Origin of the sequence: Halomonas sp. (assembly GCF_014859505.1) — a bacterium.
Classification (GTDB): Bacteria; Pseudomonadota; Gammaproteobacteria; order Pseudomonadales; family Halomonadaceae; genus Halomonas.
Genome location: NZ_JACUUD010000010.1, coordinates 12,259 through 31,929 on the forward strand (window position 1 = coordinate 12,259; position 19,671 = coordinate 31,929).

The window sequence follows — 19,671 nt, forward strand, 5'->3', positions numbered from 1 at the left end:
TGCGTCGCCTCCATGGCTAGGCTGGCCGACGATGCGGTGGCAGCTTCCATTCCCCTGTCCGGGCCCGGCCTGGGCACTCCCTCTGGTCCTCCCGCTCCCTTCGAGCGGCCTCCTCGCGCCTGAACCTCTCTTTCCCTGATGGTGCCGCGGGTGATCGAACCGCGGTGTGAGTGTTCATGTCACGAGGACTACCTGATGAATCGTCGCGATTTCCTGCGCTACTCGGCCCTGGGTGGCCTGGTCATCTCATCGGCGGGCTACATGGCCTTTGCCGCTACTCGTAATCAACTCAACGGCATGGCACTCGCCATGTTCCCCGAAGGCGGCCAGCCGCTTCAGCCGCTGCCGCGTATCAACAACCTGAGCGAGACGGCCGGCCGCTTTCACAGCGCGCTGACCCCGGGCCCTCATTCGGTGCCGCTCGGCGATGGGTTCGAGGCCAGGCTCTGGCTCTACAACGGCAAGGTGGCGCCGCTGATCGAGGTGCGCGAGGGGGATGAGCTGGATATCACCCTGATCAACGAGCTGGAGCAGGAGACCACGGTGCACTGGCACGGCGTTCCGGTTCCCCAGGCCCAGGATGGTGCTCCCTGGGATGCCGTGGCGCCAGGCGAGTCACGCCGCTATCACTACACCTTCCCCGAGGGTAGCGCCGGCCTGCACTGGTTCCACCCCCACCCCCATCAGGGCACCGCCCGTCAGGTAGCCCATGGTCTGGCGGGGGCGCTGCTGGTGCGCCCGCCTCAGGATCTGCTGCCCGTGGAGGTGGAGGAGCACCTGCTGGTGGTCAGCGACCTGCGCCTGGCGGCCAACGGTGAGGTGGCGCCGCATACCGCCGAGGACTGGATGAACGGCCGCGAGGGGGAGTTGCTGCTGGTCAATGGGCAGCGTGAACCGCGCCTGGACGTGGCGCCGGGCACCACCCTGCGCCTGCGGCTGATCAACGCCTGCGCCGGCCGCTACCTGCGCCTGCGCCTGGACGAGCACGAACTCACCCTGATCGGCACCGACGGCGGGTTGCTCGAACGGCCGCAGCCGCTCGAGGAGCTGCTGCTCACCCCGGGCGAGCGCGCCGACCTGCTGGTGCGGGTGAGCGAGCAGGCCGAGGGACGCTTCCAACTGGCCAGCCATCCCTACGCGCGGGGCTGGATGGGACCCCGGCCGCCCCATCTTGACGAGGTCGCGCCGCTGCTGGCCATCCATACCCTCGACTCGAGTGTACACCCCTCGGTCGCGCTACCCGAGCGGCTGGGCCGCGTCGAGCCCCTGGGCGAGCCGGCGGTGCAGCGTCGGGTGGAACTGACCGAGGAAATGCCGGGGCATGACGATAACGGCGCAGGACATGGCGACGCAGGCGGCATGCCGGAAGCGGGTCATGGCGACCATGGCGGGATGTCCGGCTCCTCGGGTGGCCACGGCGATCATGGCGGCATGTCGGCAGCGCCGGGCGGCCACGGAGCCCATGGCGGCGACGCGATGTCCGATAGCGACGCCACGATGTCCCACGGTCGTACCGGGATGGCCCATGGCGACGCCGGTCGCGAGGCGCCCCACGGGATGGACCATGGAAATGGCCAAGGCATGCCCGAGATGGCCGGCCGGCCTGCGGTGGACTTCCTGATCAACGGCCGTGCCTTCGCCATGGACGAGGTGCTGTTCGAGGGGCAGGCCGGCGAGGTGGAGGAGTGGGAGGTCTTCAACAACTCCCACATGGACCACCCCTTCCACGTGCACGGCACCCACTTCCAGGTGATCGCCACCCGCGATGCCGACGGCGAGTGGCGCGAGGCGCCCTGGCTGGCCTGGAAGGACACCGTCAACCTCGCGCCCTACCAGCGCCTCAAGCTGCGCATGGTGTTCCGCGAGCCCGGCGACTGGCTGTTCCACTGCCACATCATCGAGCACGAGGAGCTGGGCATGATGGCGACGATCCGCGTGAGCTGATCCTGCCTTGGCCTGCTTCGGCGCCATGCGGCGGTTTCGCATGGCGCCGGCCACACCTGACGAAGGATAAGGAAATGACGTCATGACCCGTTATCGATGGCCACTTGTCATGGCCGTGCTGCTGACCCTGCTGGCGGGCTGTTCCCGCGAGCCGAGCGGCACCAGCCTCGAGCAGCTACGACAGCAGACTCACATTCACGGCCTGGCCTTCGACCGAGCCGACAGCGACCGACTGTGGCTGGCGACCCACCATGGCTTCTATGCCGTGGGTAGCGATGGAATGGCCCGCCGGGTCTCGGAAGACACCCATGACTTCATGGGCTTCGCACCCCATCCCGAAGAGGCCGAGACCTTCTTCGCCAGCGGCCACCCGGCCAGGGGAGGCAATCTCGGGGTGGTGAAGTCCCGCGATGGAGGTCGCAGCTGGTCACGGCATGCGGCGGGCGTCGATGGCCCGGTGGACTTCCATCAGTTGACCATCAGCGCGGCCAGCCCCGGCGTGCTCTACGGGGCCCACGCCGGCCAGCTCCAGGTCAGCGAGGATGGCGGTGCCAGTTGGCGGGTTCATGGCAAGGCACCGGCCGGGCTGATTGCCCTGGCCGCCTCGAGCCGTGACCCCGAGCAGCTCTATGCCGCGACTCAGACCGGACTCCTGATGAGCCCGGACGGCGGCGAACGCTGGCGCCAGGTCCATGCCGAGCGCCGCCCCGCGAGCCTGGTGGTGGCCAACCAGGGGACGCTCTACGCCTTCATGCTGGACGTCGGCCTGCTGCGCGCCGAGGAAGCCAGCCGTGACTGGGAAGTGGTGAGGCGTGGTTGGGAAGAGCGCTATCTGATGCATCTGGCGGTGGATCCGAGTGACCCCCAGCGCCTGGTTGCGGCTGATGACCTGAACCAGCTGCTGATCAGCGAAAACGGTGGACGCGACTGGTCGCGCCTCGAGTGAACCGGGAGGTACCCCCATGCTGCAATACCCCAATATCGACCCGGTGGCCATCAGCCTCGGCCCCTTCGCGATCCACTGGTATGGCCTGATGTACGTGGTGGGCTTCGTCGCCGCCTGGTGGCTGGGGCGCCGACGGGCCCACCGCCTGGGCCTGACCCACGATGACATCGGCGACCTGATCTTCTACGCCGCCGTGGGCGTGGTGCTCGGCGGGCGGCTGGGCTATGCGCTCTTCTACGGCAGCGAGCAGTGGCTGGCCGACCCCCTGTGGCTGCTGCGTATCTGGGAGGGCGGCATGAGCTTCCACGGCGGCCTGATCGGGGTGCTGGTCGCGGCCCTGGTGTTCGCGCGCAAGCACCGCCTGGGCTTCTTCCGGCTTACCGACTTCATCGCCCCGTTGGTGCCGATCGGCCTCGGTGCCGGGCGGATCGGCAACTTCATCAACCACGAATTGCCGGGCCGAGTCAGCGAGCTGCCCTGGGCGATGCCCTTCCCGCACATGGGCCCGGAGCCACGCCACCCCACGGCGCTCTACGAGTTCGCCCTGGAGGGGGTGGTGCTGTTCGCGGTGCTCTGGTGGCTGTCCCGCGAGCCACGCCGCACCGGGCTGATCTCCGGGCTCTTCCTGCTGCTCTATGGCGTCTTCCGCTTCGCCGTGGAGTTCGTGCGTCTGCCCGATCCCCACATCGGCTTCATCGCCTTCGGCTGGGTGACCATGGGCATGCTGCTGACCCTGCCGATGATCCTGGCCGGCGTGGCGCTGATCGGCTGGTCGCGTCGTCAAACCATGGAGGTAACCTCATGAGCCATCACGATCATCGTGTCGGTGTATCCGAGATCCACCTGGTGACCCGGCATCTGAAGCTCGAGCCCAACGATGAGGCGGCGATAGGCGCCGCAGTGGCCGATATCGATGCGCTCTACGGGCTGGATAGTGTCTCCTACGATGCCAGAAGGCACCGGCTGGACTTCGCCTATGACGCGACACGGCTGTGCATCGACTGCATCGAGGAGATACTCGAGAAACACGCCGTGACCATCAGCCAGGGGTGGTGGAACCGGTTCAAGGAAGATCACTATCGATTCGTCGATCAGAACGTGAAAGACAACGCCCGCCAGGAACCCTGGAGCTGCCATCAGTCGCCGCCTGGGGGAAGGAAGAAGTGACTGGAAAGAGGCTCAGTCTCGCCACCCCAGAATTCAATGTGGCGCTCTTTGCCTTGCTGCTCAACTTCCCCTGGGAGTTCCTGCAGGTCCCGCTCTTCGCCGAGATGCCGACCATGGCGCACTGGGACGCCGTCCTGTTCTGCACCCGGGCGACCCTGGGTGACGTGCTCATCGCCCTTGTCGCCTACTGGGTCGTGGCGGGGGTGCGGCGACGGCGCGACTGGCTGCGCTGCCCTGACGTCAAGGCGATCGCCGGCTTCGTGGCGGTGGGCGTCGTGATCACGATCGGCCTGGAGTGGCACGCTACGGTGCTGCAGGATCGCTGGCAGTATGGTGAGCTGATGCCCACCCTGCCGCTGCTGGGCACGGGGCTGGCCCCGCTGCTGCAGTGGCTTATCTTGCCGCCGCTGATCGTCTGGCTGGCGCGTCGCCAGCTGTTAGGCGTGAGCTATCTCCAGAGAGGGGGCAGCAGGTGAGGGGGGCGCGAGAATCATCCGCCTCAGGCCAGCTGCCGGCCCGGCGACGTCGACCCTGGCGCCGGCTGCTGGTGGTGGTGGGCATCGCTCACCTGGTGGGCCTGGTCTCGTCGCTGGATGCGATGATGTCGAGCCGTACCTCCCAGGGGGCGGTGGCGTGGATCGTCTCCCTGAACACGGTGCCCTATGTGGCAGTGCCCGCCTACTGGGTGTTCGGGCGTGCCAGGTTCCAGGGCTATGTCTCGGCGCGGCGCGACGAGGACTCGGCGCTGGGGCAGGCGCTGGCCGACAAGCTGGCGGAGTTGCGCGCTCACGGCGTCTCCGTCGCTCACGCCGACAAGCACCTGGTGGGCGTCGAGCAGCTGGCCAAGCTGCCGTTCCTCGGTGGCAACCGGGTGGAGCTCTTGATCGATGGCGAGCAGACCTTCGAGAGCCTGTTTGCCGGTATCGAGTCGGCCGAGCGCTATCTGCTGGTGCAGTTCTACATCGTGCGCGCCGACGAGGTGGGGCTGGCGCTGCAGGCGCGGCTGATCGAGAAGGCGCGGGCGGGGGTGGAGGTCTTTTTCCTCTACGACGAGATCGGCAGCTATGCGCTGCCGGGCCGCTATCTCCAGGAGATGGAAGAGGCCGGGGTCCGGGTGCACCGCTTCCACTCCACGCGGGGCACGGGCAATCGCTTCCAGCTCAATTTCCGCAACCATCGCAAGATCGTGGTGGCCGACGGCGAGCGGGCCTGGGTGGGGGGCTTCAACATCGGCGACGAGTACCTGCATGGCCACCCGAGCATCGGTCCCTGGCGCGACACCCATCTGATGATCGAGGGGCCGGCGGCGCTGGCGCTGCAGCTGGTGTTCCTCGAGGACTGGCACTGGGCCACGGAGGAGTTGCCCGAGCTGCCCTGGTCGCCGGTGGTGCCGAGCCACCATGGCACCCCGGTGCTGATCCTGCCGACCGGCCCCGCGGATCGCTTCGAGACCGCGAGCCTGATGATCCAGCAGGCGATTCATGCCGCCCAAGAGCGGATCTGGATCTCCAGCCCCTACTTCGTGCCCGACGAGGGGGTGCTCTCGATGCTCAAGCTGGCCGCCCTGAGCGGCGTGGACGTGCGGGTGCTGATCCCGGAGCGGCCGGACAACCCGCTGACCTACTTCGCCGCCTACGCCTTCCTCGATTCGCTGCTCGAGGCGGGGGTCAAGGTCTATCGCTACGAGGAGGGCTTCCTCCACGGCAAGGCCTTCCTGGTGGACGACATCGGCGCGGCGGTAGGCACCGTGAATCTCGACAATCGCTCCTTCCGCCTCAATTTCGAGGTCACGGCGCTGGTGCTGGACCCCGGCTTGGCCGCCGAGGTCCAAACCATGTTCGAGGTTGATTTTGCCGGATCGAGGCGGATGCGCCCTGGCGAGCTCGATGGGTATCCGCTCTGGCATCGGGTCGCTGCCCGCGCGTCATATCTGCTGGCGCCGGTCTTGTGAACCTCGGTTGCCACGACAACGGTCGGCGTAAGGTAGTGGGGTCCTCGGTGACAAATCTCAACACGCTTGCGGCTCATGACGGGGGCGATCCCCGTTACACTTGTAGACACGATAAACCTTCTTCGGCCGTTCAAGCCGAGGCTGCCTTGACGAGGTGAGTAGATGGTAATGACAGGCTGCAGACCAGGTGCGTCGGGGGACTCCCCGAGGTGGTTGGCGCGAATTCAGGGTGGACTTCTCGCCGGCGCGCTCCTCCTCTCGGGTGCCGCGCAGGCCGAAGAATCCGAGTGGCCTCGCGGTCACTATCCACTGCCCGATGAGGGCAATGTGATCGGCGAGACCTACGCCGTGACGGTGGAGAATCACGAGGACACCCTGATCGACATCGCGCGTCGGCACAACATCGGCTACGAGGAGATCGTACGCGCCAACCCGGAGGTGAGCATCTGGATCCCGGGCGAGGGCACCGAGGTGATGATTCCCGGTGGCTTCATCCTGCCCGATGCCGAGCGCACCGGGATCGTCATCAATATCGCCGAGCTGCGCCTCTACTACTACCCGGAGGTGGGCGAGGGCGAGACGCCGCGGGTAGAGACCTACCCCATCGGCATCGGCCGTGAGGGCTACGACACCCCGCTGGGAATCACCAAGACCACCATGCGCCTGGAGGATCCGGCCTGGTATCCGCCGCGCTCGATGCGTGAAGAGGCGGCTGCCCGAGGGGAACCGGCGCCTGCCGTGGTGCCGCCGGGCCCCGACAATCCGCTGGGTCGCCACGCCGTGCTGCTCGACATCCCCGGCTACCTGATCCACGGCACCAACGATCCCGACGGCATCGGCATGCGCGCCAGCCGCGGCTGTATCCGCATGTTCCCGGAAGACATCGAGACGGTCTTCGACAACGTGTCGGTGGGCACCCAGGTCAATATCATCGACCAGCCCATCAAGGTCGGCTGGCAGGACGGCCAGCCGCTGGTGCAAGTCTTCCAGCCTCTGGAGGAGCAGGAGCATGGCATGTCGGCGCTGATCGAGACCATCGCCCGCCTCAACGAGGTCAACGCCAACGGCCAGGCCTTCGACTACGAGCAGCTGCGTGGCCTGCTCGAATCGCCCAGCGGCCAGCTGGTGGCCCTCGAGCCTCCCGCCGAGCCTGAGCCCGACGAGGCGCCGGCCCTGAACGGCCTCTTCGAGGAGCTGGCGCTCAGCGACGACTGACGCGCGTCAGGCTCACGGAACGGGCGCCCTTGGGCGCCCGTTGTCGTCAGTGGGCGTGCGCGCGGCAGGTCTGCCAGGGAAGGGTCACTCGTCGTCGAGGCAATTCCGGTCAGGCAGCGCCTGCACCAGCTCCAGCGCCACGCAGAGCCGCACCAGTTCGGCCAGGCTCGATGCCCCCAGCGCCTTCATGGCACGCAGCCGGTAGACCTCCACGGTCTTGGCGCTGATGCCCAGGTGCTCGGCGACCTCGCGGCTGGTCATCCCCTCCGCCACGTGCACCAGGATCTGCCGCTCCTTGGGGCGCAGCGCCGCATAGCGAGCCTGCAGGGCGTCGCGCTGCTCGCGGGACTGGCGGGCCCGCTGGTGCTCGCGCAGGGCCTGCTGCACGGTGTCGATCAGCTGCTGGTGGTTGAAGGGCTTCTCGATGAAGTCCAGGGCACCGGCCTTGAGGGCCGCCACCGCCATGGGCACGTCGCCGTGGCCGGTCATGAAGATCACCGGGAGCTCGTCGCCGCGCTCGTTGAGGCGCTGCTGGACCTGCAGGCCGGAGAGGCCCGGCATGCGCACATCCAGCAGCACGACGTCGAAGGCGTCGGGGTCGGCGGCCAGGAAGGCCTCGCCGTCGGCGAAGGCGCGGCTGGCCAGGCCCACGGAGTCGAGCAGCCAGGCCAGCGACTCGCGCAGGTCCTGGTCGTCGTCGACGACGGCGATGCAGGCGTCGGGAGTGTCGGTCACGGGTGTCTCGCGGCAGCCAGGGGAGCGGGTTCGGCCAGCAGTGTAGCGGCAAAGGTGGCTCCCCCGGAACCGTCGGCGGGCAACAGGCGCAGGTCGCCCCCCATCGCTTCCATCAGCGAGTGGCTGATGGCGAGCCCCATGCCGAGCCCCTCCGAGCGCCCGGAGTGGAAGGGGGCGAAGATGCGCTCGGCTTCCCTGGCCGGCACCCCGGGGCCCTGGTCGCTGACCGTGAGAGTGACCTCGCGGCGCCCACTCTGGCGGGCACGCAGGCTGACCCGTCTGGCGCCGGGGTGGTCGCGGCTCGCCTCCAGGGCGTTGAGCAGCAGGTTGACGAGCACCTGCTCCAGGGCCACCGGGTCGGCGATCACCCGCGGCAGCGCCTCTGGCAGGTGGTGTTCCAGGCCGATGCCGGCCTGCTGGAACTGCCACTCGCAGAGCCGGCAGGCGGCGTCCACCACCTCCAGCAGAGGAACCGGCCGCGGCCGGGTCTGCCCCTTGCGCACGAAGGCGCGGATATGGCGCAGGCGCTCGGCCAGGCGGGCCACCTGGTCGCTGATCCGCGAGAGCGGCAGGCGCAGCGTCTCGGCCGGCAGGTCGGGGTCGGCGTCGAGCTTGAGCAGGGCGCCGCTGGCGTAGTTGGCGATGGCCCCCAGGGGCTGGTTAAGCTCGTGGGCGATGTTGGAGGCGAGCTCGCCGGTGGTGGCCAGGCGGTTGGCGTGGGCGATCTGCTCCTGGTGGCGGCGGGCCTGGGTCTCGGCGGCCTTGCGCAGGCCGATATCGCGGTTGAGCAGCGACACGTGGCCCGGCTCGCTCCCCGGGCCCCGGTGGGCCATCACCACGCTGAGCACCGGTACCGGCCCGTCGGGGCCGCGCATGGCAAGCTCGCCGCTCCAGGAGCCGTAACGGGCCACCGCGGGCAGCACGATATCGCGCAGCTCGGCCAGCGACCCTTCGCTGTAGGCATCGGCCAGGCGTGCCGCGCCGCCCTCCCGGGGCAGGCGCAGCAGGCGCCTGGCGGCCTCGTTGGCGTAGAAGAGCCGCTCGCGTTCATCCATGAACAGCACGTGGTCGGTGGTGGATTCCACGACCCGGGCCAGGCGTTCGCGGTTGGCCTCGGCGCGCAGACGCCGGCTCACGTCGCGGGAGACGCTGAGGATGTCGAGCAGCTCTCCGGTGGCCGGGTCGCGGCGGGTGCGGCTGGTGGTCTCGAACCAGACGTAGTGGCCGTCCTTGGCGCGGAAGCGGTAGGTCTGCTGGTAGAAGCCGGCGTGGTAGTAGACCCGGGGCGACTTGTTGAGCAGGTCGGCGAGATCCGCCGGGTGGAAGAGGTCGTAGGCGGAGACGCCGATCAGCTCCTCGGGCTCATAGCCGAGCAGGTCCCGGGCGGCGCGGGAGGCGTAGAGGAAGGTGCCGTCCCGGGCGTGGCGGCTGATCAGGTCGGTGGTGCTCTCGGCCAGCCACTGGTAGTGGTCGCGCTCGCCCTGGAGCTGCTGCACCTGGCCGGTGAGCCGCCGGTTGTGTGCCTCCAGCTCGGCGCAGCGCGCCGCCAGCCCCTCGGGGCCTTCGCCTTGCCCTGCCATCAGCGCGCCGGGTCCACTCGGCCGTCCAGGGAGGCGTTGCGCCGGAACCAGCCGGCGATGCTGGCCCGCGGCAGGCGGGTCGGCAGCACCTCGTGGGGCACGCTCTCGGCGAGAAAGCAGGCGAAGGTGCCGGCGCTGGGCGGCACCCGGGCCACCTCGCGCTCGGGCTCATCGGGGGCGTAGAGCACCATCTCGCCGCCGCCGTCCTCGGGCCAGTCGGGGTTGAGGTAGCCCACGGTGGAGACCACCCGGTTGGCGCGTCCGCGGAAGCTGTCCAGGTGCCGGCGGTAGAAGGCACCGGGCGGGTAGTGGGCGAAGTGGGCCTCGTACTCGAACAGCCCCAGGAACAGTGCCCGGTTGAGCGCCTGCTGCACCTCGGCCATGGCCGAAAGATAGCGGCGCTGGGCGAGGCTCTCGCGGTCGAGCCAGAGGATGGCGTCGCCGCGGATATCGCGACGCAGCTGCAGCTCGTGGCCGCGGCCGATGCCGGCGGCCTCCAGGGCGTCGCGTTCGGCCAGGGCGGTGAGTTCGGCATGAAGCTCGGCGCACAGGTCGGCATCCAGCACCCCCTCGCCCAGGTACCAGCCCTGCTCCACCAGGGCATCGATCAGGCGTGGCAGGGCCTCGGAGGCCAGCGCGGGGGGCAGGGCGGAGGGGAGGGGCAGGCTCAGTGTCGTGGTCTCCTGGGGCGAACGGGTCAGCGGCTGGCCTGCTGCTGGATGCGCAGCAGGCGCTCGGGAAAATAGCAGAGCCGGCCGGGCGGCTTCTGGTCCAGGCTCACCGGGCAGCCGAAGCCCTCGGCCAGCAGCTCCACCAGCATCATTGCCGAGAGGCCCCAGATCACCTGGCCCCCCACATGGTAGTTGGGCACATAGAGGGGCCGGCCGTCCATGGGGATGACGTCGGTATGGTGGCGACGGTCCTCCAGGAAGTGGGCGAGGGGCACCTCGAAGATGGCGTCGAGCTCCGTGGGGTCGGGGGTCAGCGGCAGGTCCGGTGGAATCAGGCCCACGTAGGGGGTGACGCGCAGGCCGTGCAGTGAGACCACATCCGACAGCCGACCGAGCAGCTCCACCCGGTAGGGGGGCAGGGCGATCTCCTCATGGGACTCGCGCAGGGCGGTGGTCAGCAGGTCAGGGTCGCCCGCCTCGCGCTTGCCGCCGGGGAAGGCCACCTGGCCACTGTGGGTGTTGAGGTGGGCGGCGCGGCGGGTGAGCAGCAGGGTGGGCTCGGGACGGTCGACGATGGGCATCAGCACCGCCGCCTCCGGCAGCTGCAGCACGGACCGCCGGGGATGGTGCGCTTGCAGGCGTTCGCGAAGATTCTCTAACATGGGGTTTCCATCGGGTTTGATTCCTTCTACCCGTCCCTCGAGAGCGGCGTCAAGCCCGCCAGCCTGCCCGGGAGCCCCATGAACTTCTGCAGCCACTGCGGCCATACCGTGCGTTTCGCCATCCCCGAGGGGGACGACCGCCCCCGCTACCTGTGCGATGAGTGCAGCACCATCCACTACCAGAACCCGCGCATCGTCGCCGGCACCCTGCCGGTCAGCGGCACCCGGGTGCTGCTCTGCCGCCGCGCCATCGCCCCGCGCAAGGGGTACTGGACCCTGCCGGCGGGCTATATGGAGAACGCCGAGACCACCGTGGAGGCGGCCGCCCGGGAGACCCGCGAGGAGGCCTGCGCCGAGGTCGATATCCATGGACTCTACACCTTGATCAACCTGCCCCACATCAACCAGGTCTACATGATGTTCCGGGCCGATCTCACCGGCGGCTTCGGGCCCGGCCCCGAGAGCCTGGAGGTGGCGTTGTTCGAGGAGCACGAGATCCCCTGGGACGAGCTCGCCTTTCCCACCATCGAGCGCACCCTGCGACACTTCTACGCCGACCGCCGCGATCAGCTGTTTCCGCTGCACGTCAGCGACATCACCCCCGAGGACCGCGAGCGCTACTTCGGTTCCGCCTGACCTTGGTTGTGCCTGACCTCGGTTGCGCCTGACAGGGGCTCGGCCTGAGCGTCAGTCGAAGGTCTCCAGCCTCCAGACATCGTAGGCCGGCTCCTCGTAGGGGTGGGCCTGCTTCAGCGCCGCCACCGCCGCGCGGATCAGGTGGTCCTCGCAGACCAGTTCCACCTTGAGCTCCTCGACGCGCTCCAGCTCGCCGACGCGGCCGATATGCGGGTTGGCGCCTGTCAGCGGGCGGAACTGCCCGGTGCCCGGCGTCTGGAAACAGCACGCCTCGTAGTCGCCGATGCGCCCCGCGCCGGTGGCGAACACGGCTTCCTTGACCGCCTCGGCATCCGCCACGGGCACGAAGAAGGCCAGCTTGTACATCATCGGTTCTCCTTGTCGGTGGTTGACGGCAGGGGACTCGAGTTCCCCACCGTTCCTTGTGCCATGGCTCCGTCTGTTGGGGCCAGGAAAAAAAATCCGCGACAGAATGAACTTCCTGTCCAAGACATGTACAAATGTGGTGTCGCGTACAAGGATGCCCTCTGGCAACTCCGAGCGATTCAGGGCCTTAGACACACTTGCCCGCTGGACAACTTCCCGAGGAGTGACACCATGACAAGCTTCAAGACAGCAACCCGTTGGATGGGCGTCGGCATGACCGGCCTGATGATGGCTGGCGCCGTACACGCCGGCAGCCACTCCCATGCCGAGCAATCCCATGACATCGTCGATACCGCCATCGCCGCCGGGCAGTTCGAGACCCTGGTGGCCGCCGTCGAGGCCGCCGGCCTGGTCGACACCCTGAAGGGCGAGGGTCCCTTCACCGTCTTCGCGCCCACCGATGATGCCTTTGCCGCCCTGCCCGAGGGCACCCTGGACGAGCTGCTGCTGCCCGAGAACCAGGAGACCCTGCAGGCGATCCTCACCTACCACGTGGTGGCCGGCAAGGTGATGGCCGAAGACGCCATGGGCCTGGACAGCGCCGAGACCGTTCAGGGTCAGGAGATCACCATCACCACCATGGATGGCAGCGTGTTGATCAACGATGCCACCGTGATCCAGGCCGATATCGAGACCAGCAACGGCGTGATCCACGTCATCGACGGGGTGCTGCTGCCCGAGTGATTTTCCCTCTTCGCGTTTCCTCCAGTCCCTTGCTCTTGCCGTCCTTCGGGGCGGCTTTTTTGTAGCGTGTTTCCGGCCGGTGACTCCGGCGCCTACGGCGAGGCCTTCTGGCACGACAACGCCCCGGCCGATGGGCCGGGGCGTTTGGCGGGCCAGATGCGTCTTACCAGGCCTTGTAGGGCAGGAACTTGCCGTTGAGGGTCAGCAGCACGCGGTCCCCCTTGGGGTCCTCGATCTTGTCGACCTCCATGGTGAAGTCGATGGCGCTCATGATGCCGTCGCCGAACCTCTCCTGGACCACGTCCTTGAGGGTCTCGCCGTAGACGCCGACGACCTCGTAGAGGCGGTAGATGAAGGGGTCCTGGGGGATCGCCTCGTCCCAGGCCTTGGTGGGGAAATCGGTGAGCGCCTCGGCGACCTCGCCCTCGACCTCCAGCACGTCGCAGAGCTTGTGGGCCACCTCGTGGCTGGCGCTGTTCATGCCGTAGCAGGCGGAGGCCACCCAGACGGGTGACATGTTCACGGCGGTGGCGATGTCGTCCCAGCTCATCTTCTTGCGGGCCTTGGCGGCGAGCAGGGTGTGGCGCATCTCGAGCTTATCCATGGTGCGTCTCCTTGGGAGTGAACTTGACCAGCTTCTGGATGGGGGAGGCGGATGACGGGGCATCCGCGCTGTCGGACTCTGTCGCCGATTCGGTGACCGGGTTGACCGGGCGCGGGTAGTGCAGCCCGAGGCGGTCGAGGTCGACGGTGCGCAGCTCGCCCGAGCGATTCACCAGGAAATCGACCAGGTAGTTGCGGATGATGTAGAAGTGTGGGTGCTTGACGATCTCGGCCCGGGCGCGGGGCCGGGGCAGGTCGATCTCCACTGCCTCGGCGATGCGCGCCTGGGGGCCGTTGGTCATCAGGAAGATGCGGTCGGCCAGCAGGATCGCCTCGTCCACGTCGTGGGTGATCATGAACACCGTCTGGCGGTCCCGGCTCCAGATCTTCACCAGCTCGTCCTGGATGACGCCGCGGGTGAGGGCGTCCAGCGCCCCGAAGGGCTCGTCGAGCAGCAGCAGCTCCGGCCTGGTGGCAAAGGCCCGGGCGATGCTGACCCGCTGGCGCATGCCCCCGGAGAGCTGGGCCGGCTTGCGATCCTCGACGCCCTTCAGTCCCACCATCTCCAGGTACTCGAGGCTGTGCTCGGTGACCTGGGTCTCGTCCCAGGCCTTCCAGCGGGCACGGACCCCGAAACGCACGTTCTCCAGGGCGGTCAGCCACGGCAGCAGGCTGTAGTTCTGGAACACCACGCCGCGCTCGAGGCCCGGACCCTTGATCTCCCTGCCCTCCATCACCATGGCGCCATCGCTGAACTGATCGAGGCCGGCCAGGGCATTCATGATGGTGGACTTGCCACAGCCGGAGTGGCCGATGATGCAGACGAACTCGCCCTTCTCGAGGCTGAAGCTGACGTTCTCGAAGACCGTCAGGCCCTCGCCGCCCTTGGCGCCGGGAAAGCGCTTGGCGGCCTGTTGAACTTCCACAAAGGCATGACTCATGGTTCTCTCCTGTGGGGGATGCGTGCGGGTGGTCATTCCTGGTAGGCGACCAGCCGGGCGACGGCGCCGAGGGCCAGGTCGAGCAGCATGCCCACCACGCCGATCAGCAGGATCGAGAAGATCACGCTGGTCAGGTCGAGGTTGTTCCACTCGTTCCACACGTAGTAGCCGATGCCGGTGCCGCCCACGAGCATCTCGGCGGCGACGATGACCAGCCAGGCGATGCCGATGGAGATGCGCATGCCGGTCAGGATGGTCGGGGCCGCGGCGGGCAGGATCACCTGGAAGGCGGTCTTCATCGGCGACAGCTCATGAGTGCGGGCCACGTTGACCCAGTCCTGGCGCACGCCGGCCACGCCGAAGGCGGTGTTGAGCAGCATCGGCCAGATCGAGCAGATGAAGATCACGAAGATCGCCGAGGCCTGGGCATCGCGGATGATGAACAGCGCGAGCGGCATCCAGGCCAGCGGCGAGATGGGGCGCAGCACCTGGATGAAGGGGTTGAGCGCCTTGTAGGCCAGCGGCGACATGCCGATCAGAAAGCCGATGGGAATCGCGATCAGCGCCGCGGCGAAGTAGCCGGTAAGCACCCGGAACAGCGAGTAGCCGAGCTGGATGCCGATGCCCTTGTCGTTGGGGCCCGCGTCGTAGAAGGGGTCCGACAGCTGCTCCCAGGCGCGCACCATGATGTCGGAGGGGGGCGGCACCCGGGCGGTCTCGTCGGCGCCACCCATCAGCAGCTCGTACTCGCTGAGCTCGGCGCCGCCTCCGCCGAGGACCGGGGCGCGGTCGAGCCCCTCCCAGAGGCCGAGAAGCAGCGCCAGGATCACCGCGGCGAGCAGGCCGGCGCGAAAATTGAGACTGAACTTCCACTCGGTGGTCGTGCGATCCATGGTTCAGCTCCTGCGGATAGCAAAGCTCTGCACATAGGCTTCGGGGTCGGTGTAGTCGAAGGTCTTGCCCATGATCTGGTAGTTGCGCGAGGTCTCCTCCGGAGCGTCGTAGCCCAGCTCGCGCATCACCTCGGCGGCCTCGGTGGCCAGGAAGACGTCGCGGGCGACCCGCTGGTAGTCCACGTCGCCATCGATGTAGCCCCAGCGCTTCATCTGGGTGAGAATCCACACCGCCATGGAGTGCCAGGGGAAGGGGTCGAAATCGATGCGGTCGGGCACGTTCTGCACGTTGCCCAGACCGTCGGCGAAGCGCCCGGTGAGCACCTGCTCGATCACCGTCACCGGCTGGTTGAGGTAGTTGGTGGGGGCGATGGCCTCGGCGATCTCCGAGCGGTTGGCGGGGTCGGAGGAGTACTGGGTGGCATCGATGATCGCCCTCAGCAGGGCGCCGTAGGTGTTGGGGTTCTCCCGGGCGAAGGTGGCGCTGGTGGCGAAGGCGCAGCAAGGGTGGCCGTCCCAGATCTCCTTGGTGAGCAGGTGGATGAAGCCGATGCGCTCGAATACCGCGCGCTGGTTGAAGGGGTCCGGCGAGAGGAAGCCGTCGATGTTGCCGGCGCGCAGGTTGGCGACCATCTCGGGTGGCGGGATGACGCGGATCTGGATGTCCTGGTCGGGGTCGAGGCCGTGTTCGGCCACGTAGTAGCGCAGCAGGAAGTTGTGCATCGAGTACTCGAAGGGTACCCCGAAGGTAAAGCCCTTCCACTGCGTCGGGTCGCGCTTGTCCTGGTGGTCGTTGTGCAGCACGATCGCCTGGCCGTTGATGTTCTCGATGGCCGGGGTGATGAAGGCGCGGCGGCTGGAGCCGGCCCCCAGGCTCATGGCCAGCGGCATCGGCGAGAGCATGTGGGCGGCATCGTAGTTGTCGTTGAGAGAGTTGTCGCGGATCAGCGCCCAGCCGGCGGTCTTGATCACGTTGACGTCGAGGCCGTAGCGCTCGTAGAAGCCCATGGGGTGGGCCATGATGATCGGCGTGGCGCAGGTGATGGGGATGAAGCCCACGTCAAGGCGGGTCTTTTCCAGCGGGCCGAGGTCCTCCTTCACCGCCGCCTTGATGGCATCCATGGGGAAGAGGGTCGCGAGGGCCGCGGCCGCGGTGCCACCGCCCACCAGCTTCATGAACTGGCGACGGTGCATGTCGCTGTGGCCGAACATGCCGCGAACCAGGGCGCTCTCGACGACGCGGTCCATCATCGCCTCGCTGTCCCGCGGCGCGGCCGAGGCGGGCGACTGTGCCTCTGCGGGGCGGGTGGCGCCGCTGGCGGCCTCGGAGGTGTAGGGGTGCGCATCCGTGCACGTCTTGCAGCCACAGTCGCGTCCATGGACCAGGGATTGCCGGTGGTCGAAGGGGTTGCCCAGACTGTTGTGGTCGTTGTTCATGGTCGTCTCGCTTCGCTAGTGCAGGGGAAGGCCTGTCATGCGCCAGCCTGGTGCAGATACGCTGCCCGCTGGCCGTTCACCCAGGATGCTGCGAAGCGCGTGCCATCCTGGGCAATTCCCGAGATCCTTTAATTATTTCAGCTACTTGGCGAGATTTCCCTGCCTGCCCAACGGGCCTTCTGGGAGTGGCGAGATCTCGTCAATGACGAGATCTCGTTGAAAGATTGACGATTTCTCGTCTTTGGCGCGCGCCTTGTATGGAAGGGGGGATCCATTGCTGCGAGACCCTCGCCATGTCCCTGCCCGATCTCTCCCCGCCATCGCTTGTCCAGGAGGCCTTCGCCCGGGCGCCCCAGGCGCTGCTGCTCATCGACCCCGTGATCGATCGCCTGCTCGGCGCCAATGCCGCGGCCTGCCAGCTGCTGGGTGGCGACCTCGAGGCGCTCACCGCCCACCCCTTCAGCCATCGCCTGGGGGCCTCACTGCCGCTGTGGGTCAGCTTCACCGACGAGGCCCTGACCCGCTCCCCCGCCTGGTCGGATGACCTGGTGGTTCTCGACCTCAAGCGCCAGCCGCGCCACGTGGAGGTGCAGGCCCAGGCGCTGGAGCGTGGGCGGCTGCTGCTGACCCTGGTCGATCGCCAGAAGGCCGAGCAGCGCCGCGCCAGGGCCGACCTGCGGCGCCAGCACCGGCGCGGCCAGGTGGGCTGGGAGCGGGTCGAGCAGGTATTCGAACGCATCGAGCGGCAGAACCAGCTGATCCTGGGCGCCGCGGGGGAGGGGATCTACGGGCTGGACGCCGAGGGCCGCACCACCTTCGTCAACCCGGCCGCCGAGCGGATCCTGGGCTGGAGCAGCGAGGACATGGTGGGCCACGATGCCCACCTGCTGTTCCACCACACCCAGGCAGATGGCCGCCACTTTCCGGTGCAACAATGCCCCATCCATGCTTCCTTCAGCGATGGCCAGGTGCACCGGGTCGACGACGAGGTGTTCTGGCACAAGAACGGCGAGGCGATCCCGGTGGAGTACACCAGCACGCCGATCTTCGAGATGGGGCGGCTGGTGGGGGCCGTGGTGCTGTTTCGCGACATCTCGGAGCGCAAGCTCGCCGAGCAGCAGCTGCGCGATGCCCTGGCCGAGGTGGAGTCTCTCAAGCAGCGCCTGGAGTTGGAGAACCAGTACCTGCAGGAGGAGATCAAGGCCGAGTTCAACCATCGCGAGATCGTCGGCGAGAGCGCGGCCGTGGCCCACCTGGTGCGCCAGATTGCGCTGGTGGCCCCCACCGATGCCAACGTGCTGATCAGCGGCGAATCGGGGACCGGCAAGGAGCTGATCGCGCGGGCCATCCATGCCGGGGGGGCGCGCGGCGGCCGCCCGCTGATCCGTGTCAACTGCGCCGCCATCCCCCGCGACCTCTTCGAGAGCGAGTTCTTCGGCCACGTGAAGGGCGCCTTCACCGGGGCGGTCAACGACCGGCCGGGCCGCTTCGAGTTGGCCGATGGCGGCACCCTGTTCCTCGACGAGGTGGGCGAGATCCCCCTCGAGCTGCAGAGCAAGCTGCTGCGCGTACTGCAGGAGCAGCAGTTCGAGCGGGTCGGCGACAACCGCACGCGGCAGGTGGACGTGCGGGTGATCGCCGCCACCAACCGCGAGCTGCGCGAGATGGTCGCGGCGGGGACGTTTCGCGAGGACCTCTACTTCCGCCTCAACGTCTTTCCGATCGCCTCGGTGCCGCTGCGCGAGCGCAGCGAGGACGTACCCCTGCTGGCGCGGCACTTCCTGCTGCGCGCCTGCCAGAAGTTCAACAAGCCGGGGGTGAGGATACCGCCGGCCCAGCTCGAGGTGCTCAAGCGCTACCCCTGGCCGGGCAACATCCGCGAGCTGGAGAACGTGATCGAGCGCCAGGTGATCGTGGCCCAGGGGCGCCAGCTGGCCTTCGACGAGCTGAGCCCGGCGGCCGGCGATGAGCGGGTGGCGCCGACTGGCCAGGCGCTCCCGCCGCCCCGAGAGTCGGCCGAGGCGGGCCTTTTGACCGAGCACGAGCTGTCACGCCGCCAGCGCGAGAATGCCCTGGCGGCGCTGCGTGCCAGCGCTGGCAAGGTGTCGGGGGAGGGCGGGGCCGCCGAGCGACTGGGCGTGAAACCCACGACCCTGCGCTCGCGCCTCAAGGCCTGGGGGATCGCGCCCCGGGACTTCAGGGCGAACTGAGCGCGCCGCCTATCCCCGAAGCCTTGCGAGCAGGCGTTGCCACCAGCGGGGGGAGGGAGGCGCCGGCGGTGCCGGCATCAGTGTCTCTCTCGGCCGTTCGAGGAAATCGGCGATGGGGTCGACCTGGCTCGCCCGGTCGAGCATGGGGGCGTGGCCACAGCCGGGCACCTCCAGCGTGACCAGGCCCGGTTGGGCCTCGGCCATCTTCGCCACGCTGTCCCGGCGCAGCAGCGGGGAGTCGGCGCCGCGCACCACCATGAGCGGGCAGCGGATGGCGCGCCAGTCGGCCCAGGTGTCGCGGGGGGTGTCGTGGATGAATTGCTCGCCGATGCGGGGATCAAAGTGGTAGGTCCAGCTGCCGTCGGGCAGCCGGCGTGCGCTGCCCAGGGCCAGCCGCCGCCAGGCGTCGTCGCTGTCGATGCCGAACCCGACATAGTGCTGGCGCAGCTCGGCCTCAAGGTCGCCGAAGCGGGTGAAGCGGTGGGGGGCGGCGAAGTAGCGGCCCAGGTCGGCCAGCCCCTGGGGGTCCAGCTCCGGGCCCACATCGTTGAGCACCAGCCGCTCGAGGCGCGGGGCCGTCTCGGAGTCCGCCGCCAGCAGCATGCCGATCAGCCCCCCCATGGATGTGCCTACCCAGGGCACACTGTCGAGCCCGAAGTGGTCGAGCAGGGCGATGGCCAGTGTCGTGTAGCGCGAGTAGAGGTAGTCCTGGGCGGGAAAGAGCGGCCAGCCCGAGAGGCCTCGCCCCGGGGTGTCGGGAGCGAGCACTCGCCAGGTGGGGCCCAGCGCCCGGGCGAAGTCCTCAAAATCGCCGCCATGGCGGGCCAGGCCGTGCCAGGCCATGACCGTTCTGGTCGCCTCGGGGTGCCAGATGCGCACCGCGACCTCCAGCTGCTCGACCCTTACCAGTTCCAGCGCATCCATTCCCTTTGCTCCGTTTTCGGGGTTGTGTCGCCGCCTCGGAGCAGCT

At 68.2% G+C, this 19,671-nt stretch carries 20 protein-coding genes; 10 read left to right on the top strand and 10 right to left on the bottom strand.

From position 1 onward, the window contains the following. Positions 1-195 precede the first annotated feature (195 nt). The 7 genes from IBX53_RS02755 to IBX53_RS02785 all read left to right on the top strand — a co-directional run bounded on the left by IBX53_RS02755 (position 196) and on the right by IBX53_RS02785 (position 7,223). Positions 196-1,944: a multicopper oxidase family protein gene (locus IBX53_RS02755; protein WP_290904999.1), complete on the top strand. Its 1,749-nt coding sequence runs from the start codon at positions 196-198 to the stop codon at positions 1,942-1,944. Positions 1,945-2,026: 82 nt separating this feature from the next. Further along, entirely contained in the window at positions 2,027-2,890 is an 864-nt protein-coding gene (locus IBX53_RS02760) for a F510_1955 family glycosylhydrolase (protein WP_290905003.1), read from the top strand. A 16-nt stretch (positions 2,891-2,906) separates the two neighbouring features. Beyond that, complete coding sequence (gene lgt, locus IBX53_RS02765; RefSeq protein WP_290905006.1) at positions 2,907-3,695, top strand: prolipoprotein diacylglyceryl transferase; 789 nt, start codon at positions 2,907-2,909, stop codon at positions 3,693-3,695. Further along, positions 3,692-4,057: a cation transporter gene (locus tag IBX53_RS02770; RefSeq protein WP_290905008.1), complete on the top strand. Its 366-nt coding sequence runs from the start codon at positions 3,692-3,694 to the stop codon at positions 4,055-4,057. Before lgt ends, IBX53_RS02770 begins: the two co-directional genes overlap by 4 nt. A 38-nt stretch (positions 4,058-4,095) precedes the next feature. Further along, positions 4,096-4,533, top strand: a complete 438-nt coding sequence (locus tag IBX53_RS02775) for a hypothetical protein (RefSeq protein ID WP_290905011.1) — start codon at positions 4,096-4,098, stop codon at positions 4,531-4,533. 65 nt (positions 4,534-4,598) lie between these two features. Further along, the gene (cls, locus tag IBX53_RS02780; protein ID WP_290905097.1) at positions 4,599-6,008 is read left to right on the top strand and encodes a cardiolipin synthase; all 1,410 of its coding nucleotides are present in this window, start codon (positions 4,599-4,601) and stop codon (positions 6,006-6,008) included. A gap of 222 nt (positions 6,009-6,230) precedes the next feature. Next, on the top strand, positions 6,231-7,223 hold the full coding sequence (locus IBX53_RS02785; RefSeq protein ID WP_290905099.1) for a L,D-transpeptidase family protein: 993 nt from the start codon (positions 6,231-6,233) through the stop codon (positions 7,221-7,223). An 84-nt stretch (positions 7,224-7,307) separates the two neighbouring features. On the opposite strand, the gene IBX53_RS02790 is transcribed toward IBX53_RS02785, so the two are convergent. The 4 genes from IBX53_RS02790 to IBX53_RS02805 form a co-directional block, all read right to left on the bottom strand. Continuing rightward, a complete protein-coding gene (locus IBX53_RS02790) occupies positions 7,308-7,958 on the bottom strand; it encodes a sigma-70 family RNA polymerase sigma factor (protein WP_290905014.1) in 651 nt (216 codons plus the stop codon). Then, a complete protein-coding gene (locus tag IBX53_RS02795) occupies positions 7,955-9,538 on the bottom strand; it encodes an ATP-binding protein (protein WP_290905017.1) in 1,584 nt (527 codons plus the stop codon). Before IBX53_RS02795 ends, IBX53_RS02790 begins: the two co-directional genes overlap by 4 nt. Then, a complete protein-coding gene (locus tag IBX53_RS02800; protein ID WP_290905020.1) occupies positions 9,538-10,134 on the bottom strand; it encodes a 2OG-Fe(II) oxygenase in 597 nt (198 codons plus the stop codon). Before IBX53_RS02800 ends, IBX53_RS02795 begins: the two co-directional genes overlap by 1 nt. 101 nt (positions 10,135-10,235) lie before the next feature. Next, positions 10,236-10,871 carry a CoA pyrophosphatase gene (locus tag IBX53_RS02805; protein WP_290905024.1) on the bottom strand — a complete coding sequence of 212 codons (636 nt, stop codon included), beginning with the start codon at positions 10,869-10,871 and terminating at the stop codon, positions 10,236-10,238. Positions 10,872-10,949: 78 nt separating this feature from the next. On the opposite strand from IBX53_RS02805, the gene IBX53_RS02810 reads away from it, so the two are divergent. Further along, the gene (locus tag IBX53_RS02810; RefSeq protein ID WP_290905027.1) at positions 10,950-11,507 is read left to right on the top strand and encodes an NUDIX hydrolase; all 558 of its coding nucleotides are present in this window, start codon (positions 10,950-10,952) and stop codon (positions 11,505-11,507) included. A gap of 51 nt (positions 11,508-11,558) precedes the next feature. Here the strand turns inward: IBX53_RS02810 and IBX53_RS02815 are convergent, their stop codons facing one another. Continuing rightward, positions 11,559-11,873, bottom strand: coding sequence for a YqfO family protein (locus tag IBX53_RS02815; protein WP_290905102.1), 315 nt, complete (start codon positions 11,871-11,873; stop codon positions 11,559-11,561). 231 nt (positions 11,874-12,104) lie between these two features. On the opposite strand from IBX53_RS02815, the gene IBX53_RS02820 reads away from it, so the two are divergent. After that, positions 12,105-12,617, top strand: coding sequence for a fasciclin domain-containing protein (locus IBX53_RS02820; protein ID WP_290905030.1), 513 nt, complete (start codon positions 12,105-12,107; stop codon positions 12,615-12,617). Between the two features lie 163 nt (positions 12,618-12,780). Here IBX53_RS02820 and cynS read toward each other — a convergent pair whose 3' ends face one another. From cynS to IBX53_RS02840, 4 genes are read right to left on the bottom strand one after another with little or no spacing between them, the layout of a single operon-like run. Next, positions 12,781-13,221 carry a cyanase gene (cynS, locus tag IBX53_RS02825; protein WP_290905032.1) on the bottom strand — a complete coding sequence of 147 codons (441 nt, stop codon included), beginning with the start codon at positions 13,219-13,221 and terminating at the stop codon, positions 12,781-12,783. Then, the gene (locus IBX53_RS02830) at positions 13,214-14,161 is read right to left on the bottom strand and encodes an ABC transporter ATP-binding protein (RefSeq protein WP_290905035.1); all 948 of its coding nucleotides are present in this window, start codon (positions 14,159-14,161) and stop codon (positions 13,214-13,216) included. The genes cynS and IBX53_RS02830 overlap by 8 nt, the downstream gene beginning before the upstream one ends. Before the next feature lie 32 nt (positions 14,162-14,193). Then, positions 14,194-15,054 (bottom strand): nitrate ABC transporter permease, encoded by an 861-nt coding sequence (gene ntrB / locus IBX53_RS02835; protein ID WP_290905038.1) that lies wholly within the window; start codon positions 15,052-15,054, stop codon positions 14,194-14,196. A gap of 3 nt (positions 15,055-15,057) precedes the next feature. Continuing rightward, positions 15,058-16,491: a CmpA/NrtA family ABC transporter substrate-binding protein gene (locus IBX53_RS02840; protein ID WP_290905041.1), complete on the bottom strand. Its 1,434-nt coding sequence runs from the start codon at positions 16,489-16,491 to the stop codon at positions 15,058-15,060. A gap of 293 nt (positions 16,492-16,784) precedes the next feature. Here IBX53_RS02840 and IBX53_RS02845 point away from each other — a divergent pair, with 293 nt between their 5' ends. Next, a complete protein-coding gene (locus IBX53_RS02845) occupies positions 16,785-18,701 on the top strand; it encodes a sigma 54-interacting transcriptional regulator (RefSeq protein WP_290905045.1) in 1,917 nt (638 codons plus the stop codon). Between the two features lie 9 nt (positions 18,702-18,710). On the opposite strand, the gene IBX53_RS02850 is transcribed toward IBX53_RS02845, so the two are convergent. Then, on the bottom strand, positions 18,711-19,625 hold the full coding sequence (locus IBX53_RS02850; protein WP_290905048.1) for an alpha/beta hydrolase: 915 nt from the start codon (positions 19,623-19,625) through the stop codon (positions 18,711-18,713). Positions 19,626-19,671 lie beyond the last annotated feature (46 nt).